Source organism: Streptomyces sp. NPDC088387 (assembly GCF_044753385.1).
Classification (GTDB): domain Bacteria; phylum Actinomycetota; class Actinomycetes; order Streptomycetales; family Streptomycetaceae; genus Streptomyces.
Window position 1 is genome coordinate 19107 of record NZ_JBIVNC010000014.1, and the last position, 17212, is coordinate 36318.

Annotated in this window: 16 protein-coding genes; all 16 read right to left on the reverse strand. The window is 71.0% G+C overall.

Annotated elements, in window-relative coordinates; translation table 11 throughout:
- Nucleotides 1-36: 36 nt before the first annotated feature.
- Complete coding sequence (locus ACIQAC_RS31010) at nucleotides 37-1230, reverse strand: FAD-binding oxidoreductase (protein ID WP_402196801.1); 1194 nt, start codon at nucleotides 1228-1230, stop codon at nucleotides 37-39.
- A gap of 24 nt (nucleotides 1231-1254) precedes the next feature.
- Nucleotides 1255-2760 (reverse strand): phytoene desaturase family protein, encoded by a 1506-nt coding sequence (locus ACIQAC_RS31015; protein WP_402196803.1) that lies wholly within the window; start codon nucleotides 2758-2760, stop codon nucleotides 1255-1257.
- Nucleotides 2761-2832: 72 nt separating this feature from the next.
- Complete coding sequence (locus tag ACIQAC_RS31020; RefSeq protein ID WP_402196805.1) at nucleotides 2833-4503, reverse strand: class I adenylate-forming enzyme family protein; 1671 nt, start codon at nucleotides 4501-4503, stop codon at nucleotides 2833-2835.
- Nucleotides 4500-5966, reverse strand: a complete 1467-nt coding sequence (locus ACIQAC_RS31025; protein WP_402196807.1) for an adenylosuccinate lyase family protein — start codon at nucleotides 5964-5966, stop codon at nucleotides 4500-4502. Before ACIQAC_RS31025 ends, ACIQAC_RS31020 begins: the two co-directional genes overlap by 4 nt.
- 23 nt (nucleotides 5967-5989) lie before the next feature.
- Nucleotides 5990-6763, reverse strand: coding sequence for a 4'-phosphopantetheinyl transferase family protein (locus tag ACIQAC_RS31030; protein ID WP_402196809.1), 774 nt, complete (start codon nucleotides 6761-6763; stop codon nucleotides 5990-5992).
- On the reverse strand, nucleotides 6760-7839 hold the full coding sequence (locus tag ACIQAC_RS31035) for a C45 family autoproteolytic acyltransferase/hydolase (RefSeq protein WP_402196811.1): 1080 nt from the start codon (nucleotides 7837-7839) through the stop codon (nucleotides 6760-6762). Before ACIQAC_RS31035 ends, ACIQAC_RS31030 begins: the two co-directional genes overlap by 4 nt.
- Nucleotides 7840-7906: 67 nt before the next feature.
- Nucleotides 7907-8833: a 3-oxoacyl-ACP synthase gene (locus tag ACIQAC_RS31040; RefSeq protein ID WP_402196814.1), complete on the reverse strand. Its 927-nt coding sequence runs from the start codon at nucleotides 8831-8833 to the stop codon at nucleotides 7907-7909.
- Between the two features lie 43 nt (nucleotides 8834-8876).
- Nucleotides 8877-9359 carry a MaoC family dehydratase gene (locus tag ACIQAC_RS31045; protein WP_402196815.1) on the reverse strand — a complete coding sequence of 161 codons (483 nt, stop codon included), beginning with the start codon at nucleotides 9357-9359 and terminating at the stop codon, nucleotides 8877-8879.
- A complete protein-coding gene (locus tag ACIQAC_RS31050) occupies nucleotides 9356-9820 on the reverse strand; it encodes a MaoC family dehydratase N-terminal domain-containing protein (protein WP_402196818.1) in 465 nt (154 codons plus the stop codon). Before ACIQAC_RS31050 ends, ACIQAC_RS31045 begins: the two co-directional genes overlap by 4 nt.
- Nucleotides 9821-9944: 124 nt before the next feature.
- Nucleotides 9945-11417: a UbiD family decarboxylase gene (locus ACIQAC_RS31055; RefSeq protein ID WP_402196820.1), complete on the reverse strand. Its 1473-nt coding sequence runs from the start codon at nucleotides 11415-11417 to the stop codon at nucleotides 9945-9947.
- Nucleotides 11392-12054 (reverse strand): UbiX family flavin prenyltransferase, encoded by a 663-nt coding sequence (locus tag ACIQAC_RS31060; protein WP_402196822.1) that lies wholly within the window; start codon nucleotides 12052-12054, stop codon nucleotides 11392-11394. Before ACIQAC_RS31060 ends, ACIQAC_RS31055 begins: the two co-directional genes overlap by 26 nt.
- A 10-nt stretch (nucleotides 12055-12064) precedes the next feature.
- A complete protein-coding gene (locus ACIQAC_RS31065; protein ID WP_402196825.1) occupies nucleotides 12065-12571 on the reverse strand; it encodes a hypothetical protein in 507 nt (168 codons plus the stop codon).
- Nucleotides 12568-13119: a beta-ketoacyl synthase chain length factor gene (locus tag ACIQAC_RS31070; protein WP_402196827.1), complete on the reverse strand. Its 552-nt coding sequence runs from the start codon at nucleotides 13117-13119 to the stop codon at nucleotides 12568-12570. Before ACIQAC_RS31070 ends, ACIQAC_RS31065 begins: the two co-directional genes overlap by 4 nt.
- Entirely contained in the window at nucleotides 13116-14210 is a 1095-nt protein-coding gene (locus tag ACIQAC_RS31075) for a beta-ketoacyl-[acyl-carrier-protein] synthase family protein (RefSeq protein ID WP_402197125.1), read from the reverse strand. The genes ACIQAC_RS31070 and ACIQAC_RS31075 overlap by 4 nt, the downstream gene beginning before the upstream one ends.
- A 240-nt stretch (nucleotides 14211-14450) precedes the next feature.
- The gene (locus tag ACIQAC_RS31080; RefSeq protein WP_402196830.1) at nucleotides 14451-15155 is read right to left on the reverse strand and encodes a beta-ketoacyl-ACP reductase; all 705 of its coding nucleotides are present in this window, start codon (nucleotides 15153-15155) and stop codon (nucleotides 14451-14453) included.
- A gap of 385 nt (nucleotides 15156-15540) precedes the next feature.
- Nucleotides 15541-16956 carry a transcriptional regulator gene (locus ACIQAC_RS31085; protein WP_402196832.1) on the reverse strand — a complete coding sequence of 472 codons (1416 nt, stop codon included), beginning with the start codon at nucleotides 16954-16956 and terminating at the stop codon, nucleotides 15541-15543.
- Nucleotides 16957-17212 lie beyond the last annotated feature (256 nt).

Sequence of the window (17212 nt, forward strand, 5' to 3'; positions counted from 1 at the left end):
TGCGCCGTTCTTTTTCCGGAACTGCAAGGTTTCCGGCTAGAAACCGTTGCCGGGCTGGAAATCAACTTCGATGTCGGTGAGCGGATAGGCGACACAGGAATGCGCGTAACCGAACCGCTGGTCCGCCATGCGCAGCCGAGCCTCCTCGGCGTGGAAGACCTCGCCGGAGCAGACCTTGACCCGGCAGTCGCCGCACTCGCCGGAGCGGCAGGACGCCTCGGGCGGCATCCCGTTCTCCTCGAGCCCGTAGATCAGCTCCTGCCCGCGCGGCATCCGGAAGGTCCCACGGCCCCGGACGCTGACCGTGACCTCTTCCTTGGTGTCGAGCTGGGACGGCCAGCTGGTGTCCTCCGGCGGCGGCTTGGCGATGTAGTTGGCCTCCTTGCGGATCCGCCGGCCGGGCAGCCCCAGCGACTCCAACTCGCCCACCAGATGCGGGTACTTGTAGGCGGGACCGCACACATACGTCATCCGTCCGGCCGGCGGTCCGGCCAGCCGGCCGATCAGGGCCGCGTCGAGCGGCTTGACCGCGCCCGTCCAGCCGGGCTCGTCCTGGGCCAGCACGTGGTGGACCACGATGTTCGGATGCCGCTCGGCGATGGCGTCGAGCTCGTCGCGGAAGATGATGTCGTCCGAGCGGCGGGAGCCGTAGAGCAGGGTCATCCGGCGCGGCAGGCCCAGCTCGGCGATCTCCCGGATCATGCTCATCGCCGGCGCCACACCGGAACCGCCCGCGAGGAACACCAGGTCGTCGCCGTGGAACAGGGGATCGTGGCAGAAGGTCCCCATCGGCCCACCGCTCGTGAAGCGGTCGCCCACGGACACCTCGTCGAGGAGGTAGCCGCTGACCAGTCCGCCGGGCAGCCGGCGGACGGTGAGGTCGTAGTGCGCGCGCCGGGTGGGGCTGGACGAGATGGAGAACGCCCGGTTGGTGCGGACGTCGCCGACCCGGACGTCGAGGGAGATGTACTGCCCGGCGCGGAACGGCGGCAGGTCCCCGCCGTCCGGGCGGCCCAGCCGCAGCGTCTTCGTCGTGGCGGTCTCCTCGATCACCTCCGTCACCGTCAGGTCGATCTTCCTCGGGTGGTGCGGTTCGACCTCGGACCGGGCGTCGGCCGGGTGGGGCGCCTGGCTCTCGGCGTGCGCCTTGAGCCGCTCGACGACCTCGTCCGCCCCTTCGAGCAGCCGGGCCAGCGGATTGACCGCCGGCGTGTAGGGCTTGTCTGTCACGATCCACTCCGCTTTCTCAAGGGGTCACTGGCCCGCGGCCAGCAGCCGCTGGCACCGCCGGGCGGCGGTCACGAGGTTGGAGTTGTAGCCGCCGGCCGTGGTCCAGTTGCTGGTCAGCAGCAGACCCGGCACGTTCTGCTTGAGGTCCTCGTCGTGGAACAGCCAGCTGTCGGTGATGTCCTGGTCGAAGCCGTAGATGGCACCGCCCGGCTGGTTGGTGTAGCGCTTGAACGTCAGCGGGGTGGCCAGCTCGGCCTCCTCGATCACGTCCCGGATGCCGGGCACCAGCGACTCGACCAGATCCAGCTGGGACTGGGCGTACGCGGCCTTCGCCGACGCGTAGTCCTGCGGGGCGAGCGACTCCCACGGCTCCGAGTACTGGATCGAGGAGAGCACCACCTGCGCGCCGCCCTTCGGCGCGAAGCCGGTGGACTGCACGTCGTAGCAGGTCGCGATCATGAACGGGCAGGGCTCGTCCAGCGAGTACGCGCCCCGCAGGATGGACTCCTCGTCCAGGCTCGCGGACAGGAACGTCGTCGCCGTGGTGAAGCCCAGCTCCTCCGCCGTCGCGTCCACACCGAGGAACAGACAGGTCGCCGACGATCCCAGGCGCCGCGAGCGCAGATCCTTCAGCGTGTGCGCGGGCACCACGTCCGGGTCGTCGAGGAGCCGCATGTACGTGGTCGTGGAAGGGGCGTTGGAGACGATCTGCCTGGTCGAGACCGTCTCGCCGTCCTCCAGCCGGACCCCGACCGCGGTCCCGTCGCGGGTGAGGATCTTCTCGACGTTCGTGTTCAGCCGCAGTTCGCCGCCGGCCTCCTCGAACGACTCCACCAGGGCCGAGGACAGCGCCTGGCTGCCGCCGACGATCTGGAAGGGCTTGGTCTCGACGTACAGCGCCAGCAGCCGCGCCATGTCCACAAAGGCGATCCGGTGCGGGAGCTGGCCGTTGTAGCTCCAGTACGACGACAGCACGATCTTGAGCCGCTCGTCGGTGAAGAACTCGTCCAGCACCTCACGGAACGTCCGCAGCGCGTACCGCCGTACGTCCGGAAGGGTGCCCAGCCACTCCAGCTGTTCCTTCATCTTGTGCAGGCTGACCCGCGCGGTCAGCTGCCACAGCCCGGTCTCCCGGACGATCTCCAGGAACCGCACGATCTGCGGGCGGTTGCCGGGGCTGATGCCGTCGAGGACGTCCGCCATGCCCTCCCAGTCGTGGGGCAGCTTGACGTCGACCTCGCCGGGCACGAACGTCCGGCACAGGTCGCGGTCCTCCAGCCACTCCACCCTGCGCGTCACGTCCAGCTCGTCCAGCACCTTCTTCAGCGGCTCGTGGCCGCCCATGCCGCCCAGCTGGTGCAGCGACACCTCGAACTCGAAGCGGCCCCGCACGAACGAGGTGGCCGCGCCGCCGGGGATGCTGTGCCGCTCCACGACGAGGGTGCGCATCCCTCCGCGTTGCAGGGTGGTGGCGGCGGCCAGTCCGCCCAGACCGGCACCGATGACGATCACGTCGTAGTCGACGCTCATACCCAAGTCCCTTTCTCCGGTGACCGGGTGGGCGACGCAGCTGCCGCCCACCCGGTCGGGTCGTGAACGCCGTCAGCCTCCGACGGCCAGCTCCCTGGCCTGCTCGCGCAGGATCCGCTTGAGGACCTTGCCGGTGATGCCCACCGGGATCGCGTCCTCGGCGACCACCACGGCACCCTCCACCGCGGGCAGCCCGTGCTTGGTCAGCGCCGCGTTCACCCACGCGGTGGGGTCCTCCGGCGCGGTCGCTCCCTCGGCGAGGTTGAGCAGCATGTACGTCTTCGCGACGCCCTCGTCCTCCCAGCCGAACTGCACACCGTCGTCGGCCAGTCCGACGACCGTGCAGTCCCGGATCTCCTCGTACTCGCCCAACAGGAGCTCCTCCGTGTACGCGCTGTAGACGAAGCCCTCCTCGGTACGGATGGCGTCCGAAGTGCGGTCCAGGTGGTAGAAGTTGTTGCCGCCGTCCCGGTACACCAGGTCGCCGGTGAGGAAGTAGCCCCCGAGCCACTGCTGGTGCCAGCGCACGTTGTCGTTCCAGAAGCCCGGCGTCAGCGACTTCGAGCGCACCCCGAGCCGGCCCACCTGACCGGGCGGCAGCACCGCGCCGTCCTCGGTCAGCGCCGCCGCCTCCGCGAACCGCATCGGACGCCCGATGCAGCGTCCTAGGCTGGGGGCGCCGGGCCGGTGCACGTAGTCGAAGAGCACGTAGCCCATCTCGGTCGAGCCGAAGATGTCGAGGAAGATCGCGCCCGGCGCCGTCTTCGGCTTGAGGTCGCGGCCCGTGTACGGGTGCTGCCCCTTCTCCAGGAGCCGCCTGATGTGCACCACGTGCGCGGCGTCGCCCGAGGCGTAGAACCCCTCCACACAGGAGAGGTCACGGTCCGTCAGATCCTCGCCGGCCATCTCCATGAACGTGTGGGTGAACCCGAACACGATCGTCGGGCGGTACTTCTCGATCCCGTCCAGTACGGCCTTGCCGCTCGGGTCGGTGAAGTGGATCACCGGCGCGCCCAGCACCAGACCGAGCAGGGTGTTCGACATCGCCGAGACATGGTGGCCCGGCAGCGCGAGCAGACGGGCGCGGGTGCTGCAATCCAGGCCGTCCGACAGCCGGCTGAGCGCCCCGTGGAAGAGCGTCTCGTGGGTGTGGAACGCCGACTTGGGGATGCCCGTGGTGCCCGAGGAGTGCGAGATCAGGATCGGGTCGTTGGGGGAGTGCCGGAACGGGTAGTTCTCGGGGCGGTGCGCCCGGTCCTCCGGTGCGATCTCGGTCTGGAGGGCGACGAACCGCGGCGGCACGTCGTCGTCGAGGTGGCTGGTCAGCTCCTGGTGCCAGGGCTCGCGGGTCATGATGCCGACGACCCGCTGCCGGCGGATGTACTCGCGGCGCACTTCCAGGGGCATGTTGGCGTTCACCAGGGAGGCGATCGCGCCGATGCTGGTGAGCGCCATCAGGTTCAGCGCGAAGTCGGTGATGGACGTGGTCACGATGGCCACCGCGTCCTTGGCGCGCACCCCGTTGCGGCGGTAGTAGCCCGCGTACGTCGCCACGACCTCGTGCAGCTCGCCGAGCGTGAGCACCTCGGGGTGGTCACCGGAGGGCGCGCGCCAGGTGCCGTCCAGCCACAGCACCTGCTCGTCCAGGGACCGCCCGTACAGGGGCAGCCGGTGCAGCACGTTGCCCGCGCCGAGCGCCCGGTCGTCGAGAATCTTCCGGCGGAGCTCCTCGTTGATCATCATGATGTCGTCTCCAGTTCTTCGGACGGGGTGAGGGGGACGGCTGCCGGGCCAGCACGGTGCACGGCACGGTCGACCAGGGGCTCGGCGGCTCCGAGATAGCGCTCCGGGTCGAGGAGTTCGTCGAGTGAGTCGAGGCACGCGGACCGTCCGTCGACGAGTCCGGCCGCCCTGAGGGCGCCGCGCAGCGCCTCGGCCGCGGGCACGCCCGCCTCCGTGTCGCGCACGGCCCGGGTCACGGCCTCCTTGGCGCGCTGGCGGCCCAGTTCGGGGGCGAGCGCCACGGACAGCCGCTCGGCGACCAGACTGCTGCCGGTGAGGGTCACGTTGGCCCGGATCCGGTCGGCCGAGACGACCAGGCCCTCGGCCAGCTCGGCCGCCGTGTGGCTCGCGCCCGCGGCCAGCCGCAGGCACTCCCGCAACGGCTGCCACTCGGCGTGCCAGGCCCCCGACGACCGCTCGTCCTCGGCGACCATCGACTGGCCCAGCACCAGCGCGTACACCGGGAGTTGGCGGGCGGCGGTCGCGACCAGCGTGCTGAGTACGGGGTTGCGCTTCTGCGGCATCGCCGAGGACTGTCCGCGGCCCACCGCGGCGGGCTCGGTCACCTCGGCGATCTCGGTGCGCGAGAGCACCAGGACGTCCGCGGCGAACTTGCCGAGAGCCCCGCCGACGAAGCTCAGGACGGCGGCCAGATCGGCGATCGGGGTGCGCACTGCATGCCAGGGGACCGTGGGCCGGGCGAGACCCAGCTCCTCCGCGACCAGGGAGGCCAGCAGCAGTTCGGGATGGTCGTCAGGGACACAGGCGCCGGTCAGATGGTCGTGGTAGGCGGCGAGGGTGCCGGCCGCCCCGCCCATCGACACGGGCAGCCCGGCGCGCAGTACGGCGTCCACCCGGTCGTGGGCGTCGCAGACCAGCGTGAGCCAGGTCGCCGCCTTGGCCCCGAAGGTGGTGGGGACCGCGTGCTGGGTGAGCGTCCGGGCGACGGCGGGCGTCGAGCGGTGCTCACGGGCGAGCCCGGCGAGGGCTGCGCGGATCCGTACCAGGTCGTCACGGACCAGGGTGAGCGCACGGGTCGCGATCAGCATGGCCGCGGAGTCGAGGACGTCCTGGCTGGTGCACCCGGCGTGGACGTGCCCGGCCGCGTCCGGGTCGGCCGCGGCGACCAGTTCGGTCAGCCGCTTCACGAAGAACACCACCGGGTTCGCGGCCTCCCGGCCGATCCGGGCCAGCTCCACCGGGTCCAGGGCTCCGGCCCCGCCCGCCGCGCGGATGGCGTCCGCCGTGCCGGCCGGGACCGCGCCGAGCCGCGTCTGGGCGGCGGACAACGCGGCCTCGAACTCGACCATCGCCGCGAGCCACGCCTCGTCCGAGGTGAGCGCCTCGACCGGCGTACCGGCCCAGACGGGGGACAGCAGACCGGAGTCGGTGCCGGCGGCCGTAGGACTCCTGCGGACGGCCATCTCCACTCCTTCCGTACGGATGCTCACTGGGCGGCCCCCGTCCCGGACACGGGGTGCGGCAGACGGCTCGCGGCGGACGCGTCCCGCCGCCGTACGGCGTCCGGCACCCCCCACGTGTGCAGCCGTACCGGAAGGCCCAGGCCCTCCGTCACCATCGCCGTCATCACCTCGGCCGCCGACCCGGGCACGGCGAACCGGTCCGTACGACCGGACCACGCCACCCCGCCCGCGTCCCGGATCCCCGCCAGGGCACAGCGGTCGGAGCCGACCGGCCGGTACAGCTGGACCTCGCGCGCCCCGCGGGCGAGACCACGTCCGGTCGCCTTGACGGCCGCTTCGAGCAGCGTCCAGGCGGAGAAGAACGTCTCGGGTTCACGGAAGTCGCCCAGCGCGTGCGCCTTCGGATAGAAGGTCCGCAGCACCTTGGCGGGCGACTCGACGGGCCGGACCGCCTCCACGTCGACACCGATCCGCGCACCCCGGCACAGTGCGACCAGCAGCACCCCGGCCGACGTCGACCAGCTGACGGACCGGTCCGGATGGTCCGGCAGGACGGGCCCGCCGCCCGGCGCCACGCCTATCCGTACCCGCGCGGGCGCCTCGCCCAGCGCCTGGCCCAGCACCGTGCGGATCGCGGAGCGGACCCGGACGTAGGTGACGGCCGCGGACGCGCGCACGAACCGCTCGGCCCGCCGTATCTCCATGGCGGAGAGGTCGGCGCGGCAGCGCGCGTCGTCCCACACCCCGTCCGCCGTGTCGCCGACGGCGATCAGCCAGCCCTCCGCCCCGGCCCTCATCCGCCCGCCGCCCGGTTCGCCGACCTGGTGGTGAAGACCTGCGGTTCGCCGCACGGCCGGGACCCCAGCAGCCGCACCTCGCCCAGTGCCGGACGCATCGCCACCACGGCGACGGTGCGCTCACGGCGGATGTCCCCGTTGTCCGGCACGAAGATCGGCGGGGTCGTCAGCAGCCCGAGATGGTCCGCGGCGGAGGCGTCGTCGGGCAGGGCCTTGAGCCGTACGGCGCATGCGTCCAGCCGGCGCAGCGAACCGTTCTTCGCGAACACGTTCAGCTCGTCGAAGGGGACGAACTCCGGGTGCAGGAAGTGGTTCGTGTGGACCAGCGTCGAGTCCCTGACGACCCGCATCCGGCCGTCCATGAACTCCACGTAGGCGGCGCCCCGTTCGTCGCACAGCATCAGCGACCGGGAACTGGCGAACCGCAGCCCTTCGAGGACGCCCAGCGCCTCGTCCACCGAACCGGCGCTGTCCAGGACGTGCCGCACCGCCAGATACGGCGGGATCCCCGGCCGCCACCGCCCGCCGAGCACCAGGTTGATGCCGACGGCGAGCCCGTCGCTGTTCATACCCAGGTAGCCGAGCAGTCCGCCGAAGCTCAGCATCAGCACGTCACGCGGCGAACCGTCCCGGCGGATCGACAGAAAGCCCGTCTGGTCGTCGAGGTCGCCGTTGAGGTCGACCGTCTGCGCCAGGGTGGTGTGGTCGCCGGCGGCGACCCGCGCATAGGTGGTGCAGTCGCCCTCGGGGCGGCGCCGGGTGCTGCGGTAGCCGAGGATCTCCCTGCGCACCTGGAGCAGCAGGGCCTCGTCCTGGGTGATGCCCGCCCCGTCGGCGAGGCCCCGGATCTCCTCCGCCAGCGCGGGCACACCGGCCTCGATCTCCGACCGGAACGCCATCAGGATTGGTTCGAGCGAGTCCAGCGACACGGGGGTGTCCAGGAGATGGTTCAGCCGGGCCAGCCCGTCGTCCAGGAAGGCGCGCAGCCGGGCAGCGCGGGCGGCGCCGTGCTGCTGCCCCAATTGATAGGGATCTCCGGACAGTTGCAGATGCGGGACGGGTGCGATGGCGGTCATGTCGTCACCGCCGTGACTGCGGGGCGTGTGTTCATCCGATCCGTCTCCCTCGACGTCTCGAGCGGTCTCACGAGACCTTCCGGAGCAGTACGCCGTGCCGCGCACCGGGCACGCTGGAGGCCAGCAGGTAGAGCGCATCGATCTCCCCCTCTCCGGAGGCCAGCAGATCGACGAGGTTGATCAGCGGGTCGGCGGCGAAGCAGTGACCGAGCCGCTCGACGTTGCCCATGCGCACCTGCGCCGCGGTGAAGCCCGCCTGACGCTCCTTCAGCGTCACGAGCGGCCGCACCAGATTGGCCGGCAGAAGCGCGGTGATCTTCTCGCGGGGGATGCCGGTGGCCCGCTCCAGCTGCTCGTTGACGGCGATCGAGAGCCGGGAGTCGATCTGGTCCCGCACCCCCAGCACGGCGGCGTCCTGCGCCGTGGCGGAGGCGATCAACTCGAAGCTGTCCGGACCCTGTTCGTCCTCGCTCACCAGACAGCTCGCGGCGCCGTCACTGAACAGCGCGAACTTCTCCAGCCGGATGGACTCGTCGAGGATCCGGTCCGCCGTCACCACGAGGATCCGCCGGTGGCTTCCGGAGCTCACCAGGGAGCGGGCCACATGCAGGCCCGCGAGCAGGTTGTTGCACCGGTTGAGCGTCACCCCGCAGGCGAACGCCACATCGGTCAGCCCCAGCCCGCCCAGCACCGCCCCGAGGAACCCGGCGTGGTCGTCGACGTGCCGCGGGAACGAACTCGTACAGACGACCAGCCCGTCCACCGACTCCCGCGCCACCCCCGACGCGTCGAGCGTGGCGTTGCCGCCGGCGACCGCCAGCTCCACATGGGTGCGCTCGGTGCGGAAGTAGCTGCCCCAGCCCCAGGTCCTGGGCGCCACGGGGATGGCGAAGTGCGCCGCGCGGGCCTCCAGGTCCTGGATCGCCGTGTACGGTTCCTCGATCTCGCCCAGGACGTAGCGGGGCGCGGTGAGAAAGACCGGTGAGGTGTTCATCCGTCCGTTTCTTCCGTCTGGGGAGGGTCGGGTTTCCTCCGGGCTAGCGGGGGGCGAGACGTACGACGGCGCGGGCCTCGCTGAGCACCTTGGTTCCACCGCTGGTCACGGTGAGGTCGATCCGCACCCGGTGGTCGTCCAGGCGCGCGGCCACCCGGCCCTGTACCTCGACCGAGGTGCCCCGGTCGCCGTCGGGGACGACCACCGGCCGGCTGAAGCGGGTGCGGTACTCGACGACCGCGCCCGGGCCGCCCGCCCAGTCGGTCACCGTGCGGGCGGCGATCGCCATCGTGAACATGCCGTGGGCGATCACGTCGGGCAGCCCGGCCTCGTGCGCCACCCGCGGATTCCAGTGCACGGGGTTGAAGTCCTCGGAGGCCCCCGCGTACCGCACCAGGTCACCGCGGGTCACCGTGACCGTCCTGACGGGCAGTTCGGCACCGACCTCCACGTCCGTACCGGCCTCCACGTCCGTACCGGCCTCCACGTCCCTACCGGTCACCCCGTTGTCCGCGCCGTTCGTCATCGCGCGCCACCGCCGTCCACCGCGCTCAGGGAGACAAAGGTCATGTGCAGGGTGACGACGTGGTCACCGCCGCTGTCCCCGACGTCGGCGCGGAGGTTCAGTACGTCCTTGCCGCGCAGGTTCTTCGCCCCGGTGATCTCCAGGGTGGTCACCAGCCGGTCGCCCACCAGGACCGGCCGGGCGTACTCGAAGCGCTGGTCGCCGTGGATCAGATAGGTCGGGTCGAAGCCGATGTCGTCGTAGCTGAACACCTCGCCCATCGCCCGCATGGCCACGATGAACGGGAACGTCGGCGGGGCCGGGACGGCGGAGTGGCCCAGAGCGCGGGCCGCCTCCGGGTCGGTGTAGAGGGCGGCGGGGTCGCCCACCGCCTCGGCGAAGCGTCGGATCGTCTCCGCTTCCACGGGATAGGGACGCGCGGGGGGATACATCTTGCCCACGCAGCTCGGGTTCAACGGCATGTCGCTGTCGCTCCATCGGGTGGCGGTCGGGAAGGGGCCGTCGGGGCGGTGGCGGTCGGACGGGAAGGCGGTCGGTGCAGCGGCGGTCGGTCGGGAGGCGGTCGGCGCGGTGGTCCGCCGGCGCTCAGTCGTCCCAGTGCTCCAGGACCCTGCGGCGGATGTCGGCGGGGTAGGCCTGGTCGAACGAGCTGTGGTGCAGCCGTCCCTCGCCCCACGCCGGCAGCAGCCCGTCGTGGACGACGCTCGGACCGCGCATCGCCTTGCGCTCGTCCTCGGAGAAGCAGGCCATGAACGGCAGCACCACACCGTCCCAGGAGAACCGCCGGTCCCTGGGGTGCAGCCGGGTGGCCAGCGCCCAGAACAGGTCGGCCTCGTCGGCCGGGTCGATGTCGTCGTCGAGCACAAAGGTGACCGGCATCATCGCGCTGGGCCCGCCGCTGTTGTGGATGACCTCGCCGATCCGCCGTACGAACTCCCCGGAGTCCACGCCCGGCAGGGACTGCCGCCAGGTGTCCGGGACCGTCACCACCGTCCAGTGCATGGCGGCGGGGAACGGCATCCACACGGTGGTCACCGGCAACTGCGCCCGCCGCAGGGCGTGCAGGACGTTCGCGGCGCGCCCGGTCCCGGTGACGGTGTGGTACTCGTCCGCCGGCCGGCCCTCCGGGACGATCGGCCAGATCGGGTCGTTGCGGTGGGTGATCGCCTCGACGGTGTAGATCGGCTGCATCGACGACTGCGTGGAGGCGTATCCGGCGTACTCGCCGAACGGCCCTTCGAGGCTGTCGCGGCCCACCGACATATGGCCCTCGATGACCACCTCGGCGCTCGCCGGCACCTCCAGGTCGACGGTCTCGCAGCGGACCACGTCCACCGGCTCGCCGTGCAGGGCACCGATGTACCCGGACTCGTCCACACCGCGCGGCAGCGGGATCCCGGCCACGAAGGGGATCGCCGGAGCGCCGCCCTGGACCAGCGCGTACGGCATCGGCTCGCCCCGCTCGGCCCAGGCCTGCCAGACCAGGCCGAGGTGCTGCGGCGGCACCACCAGGCCGGTCATCCGCTTGCCGTCGAGCATCATGATCCGTGAGATGGACCAGTTGGTCCACGCGCCGTCGGGTGTCTTGACGACGATGACACCCCAGGTGTTGAGGTAACTGCCGCCGTCCTTCTCGTGGATGCGCGGAACGGCGAACCGGTCCAGCGTCGCGTCCTCCCCGAGCAGCACGTTCTCCTTGCAGGGCGCGCCCTCGCCGGACACCGTCCGCGGTGGCACGGGCTCGGCGTCCCGGGTGCGGACCAGGTGGTCGACCAGCTGGGCCGCACCGGTATCGGGCGGCAGCCCCACCGACATCGCGAGCCGGGCGAGGCGCATGTCGGGCCGGGAGCTGACACCCGCCGGCGCCCCGAACATCCGCATCCCGATCCGGTCCTCCGCCACGTTCGTGAACAGCGGCGCGGGGGAGCGGATCTCGTACGAGCGCCGGGTGATCGCCGCCGCCTCCAGGTCCGCGCTCACCGCCCGGTCGACGGTCTTCAGGTCGCCGAGCGCGTCCAGCGCGTCGATGTAGTCACGCAAGTCGGTGAAGTGGCGCATGCGCACGGTCCTCCCGGTCGGTCGCGGTCAGGGAGCTGCGGTCGAGCCCGACGGGCGCCGGTGCCGTGTGCGCGTCCGGCAGCCCCTGCCAGCGGCGGGCACGGCTCGACGAGATGGCGAACTGGTCGAGCACCCGGGTCACGATGTGGTCGGCGAGGTCCTCGACGGTGGACGGCCGGTTGTAGAAGGTCAGCATCGGCGGCAGCACCACCGCGCCCATCCGGGACAGGGTCAGCATGTTGTCGAGGTGGATCTCGTTGAGCGGGGTCTCCCGCGGCGCCAGCACCAGCCGCCGCCGCTCCTTGAGCGTCACGTCCGCGGCCCGTGCGATCAGACCGTCGGCGTACCCGGTCCGGATCGCCGCCAGGGTCTTCATGCTGCACGGCATCACGATCATGCCGTCCACGGGGAAGGAACCGGACGAGATCGCGGCGCCCTGGTCGTCGGGGGAGTACGTGTAGTCCGCCAGGTCGGACACCGCGCGCGGGCTCAGTCCGGTCTCCACGTTCAGCGTCGAGCGTGCCCAGCGGCTGATGACCAGGTGGGTCTCCACGTCCTGGTGGAGCTGGAGTTCCTGGAGCAGACGTACTCCCAGTACGGCGCCGGTGGCTCCGGTGATGGCCACGACCAGTCGCATCGGATGCCCCCTACTTCAGGCAGGCGCGGAAGCGGCAGACGGACGCCCCTTCGCGCATGCACTCGACGACCTCGTCCGACGCGCGCACGCCGATGCCCTCGAACCAGCCGGCGCGCAGCTCCATGCACGGGCACTGGTAGCCCTCCAGCGAGCGGCTGGCCTTGAGCATGCGCAGCGCGAAGTGCTCGCTGACCACGGTCTCCCAGGTGTTGTCGCCGTCGAACTCGGCGGAGTCCAGCCGCACCATCGCCCGGGTGAACATCAGCCGGGCCAGCGTCTCCAGCGTCTCGGCCACGTCCTTCGTACTGGCCTCGTCGCCGGTGGGGTGCCGCCGGGAGTAGATGGTCGCGACCCGGCGCGCCACGAACTGCATGACCTCGGCGTTGAGTTCGTTGGCCGCCTCCTGTCCGAAGCGGTTCTTCACCGCCTGGTACCAGCGGGCGTCGTGCAGCCACCACCCCTGCCGCAGCAGGGCGATCTCCTGGTCGGGCGGGAGATCCCGCGCGGTCTCGGTCATGCCGTCTCCCCGGCGGAGACCAGCAGCGCCTCGGCGTGGTCGGGCTGCCCCTCGCGTGCGGAGAGTTCCACAAGGACCAGCAGGACGTCGCCGGCGCTGCCGTCCTCGATGAGCAGTTCCGCCAGGTCCATGGCCTCGGTGAGCGGGTCGCCGGCCGGGCTGATGCAGATGACCGGCCCGCCGAGCCCCCAGCGTGCCGACACGAACCCGAGCACGGCGCTGGGCACCGATTGGTAGAACAGCAGCGGCGAGGCCTTGGAGCCGGTGTCGACCGACCCGACGACCGCGGCCTCGGTGGCCATGTCGCCCAGCTGGGACACCAGGACCATCGCGATCGAGTCGGCGCGCTCCGCCGGTACGGGCGGCTCCTGGTGACGCTCCCTCAGGCACACGTCGGCGACATGGGCGATGATCGGGGCGAACGGCGAGGCGGTGAACCCGGGCAGGTTCGGGGGCCGTTCGTCGGTGTCGGCGGACCAGGCGGTGCGGGCCAGCACGGTCAGCGGCCGGGCGTCGGGGGACGTTGTGGTATTCGCAGCGGTTGTCATGCGGCACTCACCACCAGCGCGGAGTTGGCTCCACCGAACGCGGCGTTGAGGCTGAGCACATGCCGTGCCGCCATCTCACGCGGGGAGTCGAGGACGAGGTCGAGCCGGCAGTCCGGGTCGGGCCCGAGATAACCGGAGTTGATCGGCGCGCTCCCCAGCTCCAGGGCGAGCAGGCAGATCACGAACTCCACGAGACCGGCGGCCTGGAGGGCGTGTCCGTGCATCGACTTGGTGGAGCTGACGGGAATGCTCTCGGCGTGCTCCCCGAGCGCCCGGTGCAGGGCCGCGGTCTCCGCGGAGTCGTTGAACGGGGTGCCGGTGCCGTGCGCGTTGACGTAGTCGAGGTCGCCCGGGGCGAGGCCGGCCCGGTCCAGGGCGCGGGTGATCGCGCGGGCCATGCCCAGGCCCTGCGGATGCGGCTGGCACACGTGGTGGGCGTCGCCCGCCATGCCCCAGCCGGAGACATGGGCCAGCGGGCGCATTCCGGTACGGCTGTCGGCGGCCTCCAGCACCACCGCGCCCGCCCCGTCGCCCAGCAGCAGCCCCTTGCGCCCTGAACTGAACGGCCGGAGCCGTCCGTCGGGCGCCAGGGCCTTGCCCGCGTTGAAGGTGGTGAAGGACTCGGCGTCGACGAGATGTCCGGCGGCGACGACGACGCGGTCGTTGCGGCCCGAGGAGATCAGCGCGGCGGCCTCGGCGATGGCGGTACTGGCGGCGACACAGGCGTTGATGTAGGTACGGCCGGCACCACCGAGGCCCAGCTCGTCCGAGAGCCAACGGGCGGTCTCGCTGATGGGCTTGGACTCCTGCTCCTCGCGCGGCAGCCGGGACACCGCGGGATCCGCGTGCCGGGCCATCACCAGGGGCGCGTCCGCGCGCTCGCTCTGCGAGAGCCCCGCCTGCTTGCACGCCTCCTCGGTCAGCGCCAGCAGCTCGGTGTCGAGGTCGAGCCCGGCATCCGCCTGGGCGGCCACGCCGACCCGGTACCTGCTGGTGTCGAACCGGGTCACCGGGACGAACGCCGGCTCACCCGACCAGATCCCGTCGCGCAGTGCGTCGACGCCCTGGCCGAATCCGGTGGTCACCGCCATACCGGTCACGGCCACCGTCCTGCCGGTGCGGCCCGTTCCGTTGTGACTGTTCACCTGAAGCCTCCCGGTGATTTCATCGAGGTCGGCCGAGTGGGTCGGAGAAGTGCGAGCGGCTGGAATCGGGCGGGTGCGTACGCACGATTCCTCGCGTCAAGAGGGGGAATTCGGTCGAGGTGATCCCGTCGTGTGCACCGAAGTCGTTCATGGCGCATTCCGGCCGGTCGGTACGGCGAGGTCATGTCAATGCCCCATTCCCATACCGCCGTCGACCGGGATGACGGCGCCGGTGATGTAGGAGGCTTCCTCGGAGGTCAGGAAGCGCACGGTGGCGGCCACTTCCTCCGGGGTCGCCATTCGGCGCAGCGGAATCTGGCCGACGATGCCCTCGCGCTGCGCGTCCGAAAGGGCGGTGCTCATCGCCGTGTCGGTCAGCCCGGGCGCCACCACGTTGACCAGCACCCCGCGGGGCGCGAACTCGCGGGCCATCGAACGGGCCATTCCGATCAGACCCGCCTTCGAGGCCGCGTAGTTGACCTGACCGGCGACCCCGCTGAGCGCCGCCGTCGACGAGATGATCACCACGCGGCCCGCCCGCGCCCGCATCAGATGCTTGGTCGCGCGCTTCACCACCCGGTACGTACCTGTGAGATTGGTGTCGATCACCGAGGTGAAGTCCTGCTCGGACATCCGCAGCAGCAGCGTGTCCCGGGTGATGCCGGCGTTCGCCACCAGCACCTCCACCGGCCCCTGCTCCGCCTCGACCTTCGCGAACGCCTCGTCCACGGCGGTGGTGTCCAGGACGTCGCACTGCACGGCCAGCAGGCCGCTCGGCGGCTCGCCCGAGCGGTAGGTCACCGCGACCCGGTCACCGTCGGCACTGAGTCGCCGAGCCACGGCAAGGCCGATTCCGCGATTTCCGCCGGTTACCACGACAGATCGACTCATGCGTAAATCTCCAGCCTGATGGTCATGAAAATTTCACGTTCGCGCCGTCCGATGCGCCCCAGCATCGGAATGCGCCCTTCCTCACGCCGGTGAATCGGGAACGGGTTGCATTCGCGACTCACCACCGTTCGGACAATGAAAGTCTCATCGCAGGGCCGGGTGAATTTCTACGGATCGTGATGTGCCTCGGATGTGCCTCGGGGCGGGGCACGTCCACGGGGCACACCCGAGGCACATTGACGATGTGGCACGACCTTGTTCCACTACGGAGGGGCGAATGCCGATAACGCACACGGCCGCCCGTCACCGAACGCGTCGGTGACGGGCGGCCGTGTGCACCGCCCCGGTACCGCCGGGCCCGCGGGCCCGGCCGGATCGTGTCCCCTCAGTCGGACGACAGGAGCATCCTCACCTCGGGCAGGTGCGAGTACGCGCGCAGGGCGAGACGCACCCGTTCGGAAGCCGCAGACCTGATGCCCCCGAGGAGGTTGGTCGCCTGAGCCACGGACTCCGCCCCGCCGGCCATGTCCCCGAGCGCCACCTGTGCCTCCGCGGCGCGCAGCAGATACAGGGAGCGCACCGAAGGAGGCAGCTTCAACTGCGGCACCTGGTCCGACAGCACCGGATCGAAACACTTGATCGCCCGGTCCGGCTGGTTCAGTTCAAGGAGTGACACCCCGTCCATCAGCTGAAGCCAGCGGTCGCAGCGCACCGGCAGGATCATCATGGGGTGCTCGTGCGGAGCGCTGGCCAGCGCCTGACGCCCCGCGAGCAGCGCTCTGCGCCGGCCCAGGTCGTCCCCGCGCTGGGCGTGTACACGTGCGATCTGCGCGTGCATGAGGGCCGGCAGCGCCGGATCCTTCACCCTGATGTGCGAGCGGCGCAGTAACGTCCGCGCGGACGTGAGGAGTTCGGTGGCGTCCTCGTGCAGGTTGAGGTCCAGGTACTGGGCGGCGTGCAGCGTCATCAGCGCGGCGGCGATCTCCGCGTCCCCGGCCGCCGTGGCACAACGCAGTCCGGCCACGTAGTACCGCTGCGCGCTGACGTGCTCGCCCTGCAACCGCGCGATGAACCCGCACAGGGCCAGGCCCTCCGCGGCCAGCGTCAGCAGCGCCTGCCCGCTGTTGTCGAGCAGGCTCGGCTCCGCGGCGAAGTGGTCGGCCAGATGCCGCAGTTCCTGCTCGCTGGCCGGCACCAGCCAGCCGGCGGTGAACCAGCCGGCGAACAACTGGAGGGTGCGCAGCCGGGTACAGGCGTGCAGCACCGAACCCAGTTTGATGTCGGTGCTGCGCTCCCACAGCCACACCGGCGTCGCGGGCACCAGCTGGCTCGGCGCCTTGGCCAGAGCCTCGGTCATGGCGTCCAGCCAGTTCTCCGCCAGCGACTTGGCCGCCCAGCCCGTCGCCAGCAGGTACCCCTGCTGGGTCTGTTTCCGCGTGGTGACGGCGTCGAGGATGGCCTCCGGTACGGACGCGGTCGTCCACGGGATCTCCAGCTGGCGCGCGTCACCGTGCGCGAGGTGGAGCCAGTCCGGCCAGACCAGCCGGTCGACGTCCTCTTTCGGGACGGCGTGGATGTGCGCGATCGCGAGCTGCGCGGTCCGCTCCGGAATGGCCCGGCCGGCCTCCCAGCGGGAGACCTTCTCCCGCCGCGCCGCCATGTGGCCGAAACCTAATTCGGCGTGCGTCGCCGCGATGAGGCGCGCGTACTCGCCGTGGGTGTAACCGGCCTTCGCCCTGAGTGCGGCGAGGGGATGACGGTGCCGGCTCGCTGTCGCTGTACTGCGTTCGTCTCGGTGCATGGGAATGCTGTGCTCCTCGGTGACACGTTCGCTTGAGGCGGTGGGGGCATCTTCCGGACGCGGATGAAGATCGAGTCCGTCAGACCGTCAAAGGGGCGGTGTCCAAGTTGCGCATCGTGCGTCGGGTTGCGGGCAGACCCGGAACGGAACGGCGGTTCTGCGCCAACATCACATGTGACGTATGGGGTGGAGCTCTACTGCTCTTGTCAGGACGGCCACCTGTACGTCATGGCAGCGCCCGGTCGAGTGGGCAGAG

Excerpts from the sequence above, each read along its gene's own strand:
- ACIQAC_RS31060 (WP_402196822.1), bottom strand. The coding sequence starts at position 12,054 with ATGCGACTGGTCGTGGCCATCACCGGAGCCACCGGCGCCGTACTGGGA.
- ACIQAC_RS31085 (WP_402196832.1), bottom strand. The coding sequence starts at position 16,956 with ATGCACCGAGACGAACGCAGTACAGCGACAGCGAGCCGGCACCGTCAT.
- ACIQAC_RS31070 (WP_402196827.1), bottom strand. The coding sequence starts at position 13,119 with ATGACAACCGCTGCGAATACCACAACGTCCCCCGACGCCCGGCCGCTG.
- ACIQAC_RS31050 (WP_402196818.1), bottom strand. The coding sequence starts at position 9,820 with ATGCCGTTGAACCCGAGCTGCGTGGGCAAGATGTATCCCCCCGCGCGT.
- ACIQAC_RS31080 (WP_402196830.1), bottom strand. The coding sequence starts at position 15,155 with ATGAGTCGATCTGTCGTGGTAACCGGCGGAAATCGCGGAATCGGCCTT.
- ACIQAC_RS31040 (WP_402196814.1), bottom strand. The coding sequence starts at position 8,833 with ATGAACACCTCACCGGTCTTTCTCACCGCGCCCCGCTACGTCCTGGGC.
- ACIQAC_RS31030 (WP_402196809.1), bottom strand. The coding sequence starts at position 6,763 with ATGAGGGCCGGGGCGGAGGGCTGGCTGATCGCCGTCGGCGACACGGCG.
- ACIQAC_RS31035 (WP_402196811.1), bottom strand. The coding sequence starts at position 7,839 with ATGACCGCCATCGCACCCGTCCCGCATCTGCAACTGTCCGGAGATCCC.
- ACIQAC_RS31020 (WP_402196805.1), bottom strand. The coding sequence starts at position 4,503 with ATGATGATCAACGAGGAGCTCCGCCGGAAGATTCTCGACGACCGGGCG.
- ACIQAC_RS31055 (WP_402196820.1), bottom strand. The coding sequence starts at position 11,417 with ATGCGCCACTTCACCGACTTGCGTGACTACATCGACGCGCTGGACGCG.
- ACIQAC_RS31065 (WP_402196825.1), bottom strand. The coding sequence starts at position 12,571 with ATGACCGAGACCGCGCGGGATCTCCCGCCCGACCAGGAGATCGCCCTG.
- ACIQAC_RS31045 (WP_402196815.1), bottom strand. The coding sequence starts at position 9,359 with ATGACGAACGGCGCGGACAACGGGGTGACCGGTAGGGACGTGGAGGCC.
- ACIQAC_RS31015 (WP_402196803.1), bottom strand. The coding sequence starts at position 2,760 with ATGAGCGTCGACTACGACGTGATCGTCATCGGTGCCGGTCTGGGCGGA.
- ACIQAC_RS31025 (WP_402196807.1), bottom strand. The coding sequence starts at position 5,966 with ATGGCCGTCCGCAGGAGTCCTACGGCCGCCGGCACCGACTCCGGTCTG.
- ACIQAC_RS31075 (WP_402197125.1), bottom strand. The coding sequence starts at position 14,210 with ATGGCGGTGACCACCGGATTCGGCCAGGGCGTCGACGCACTGCGCGAC.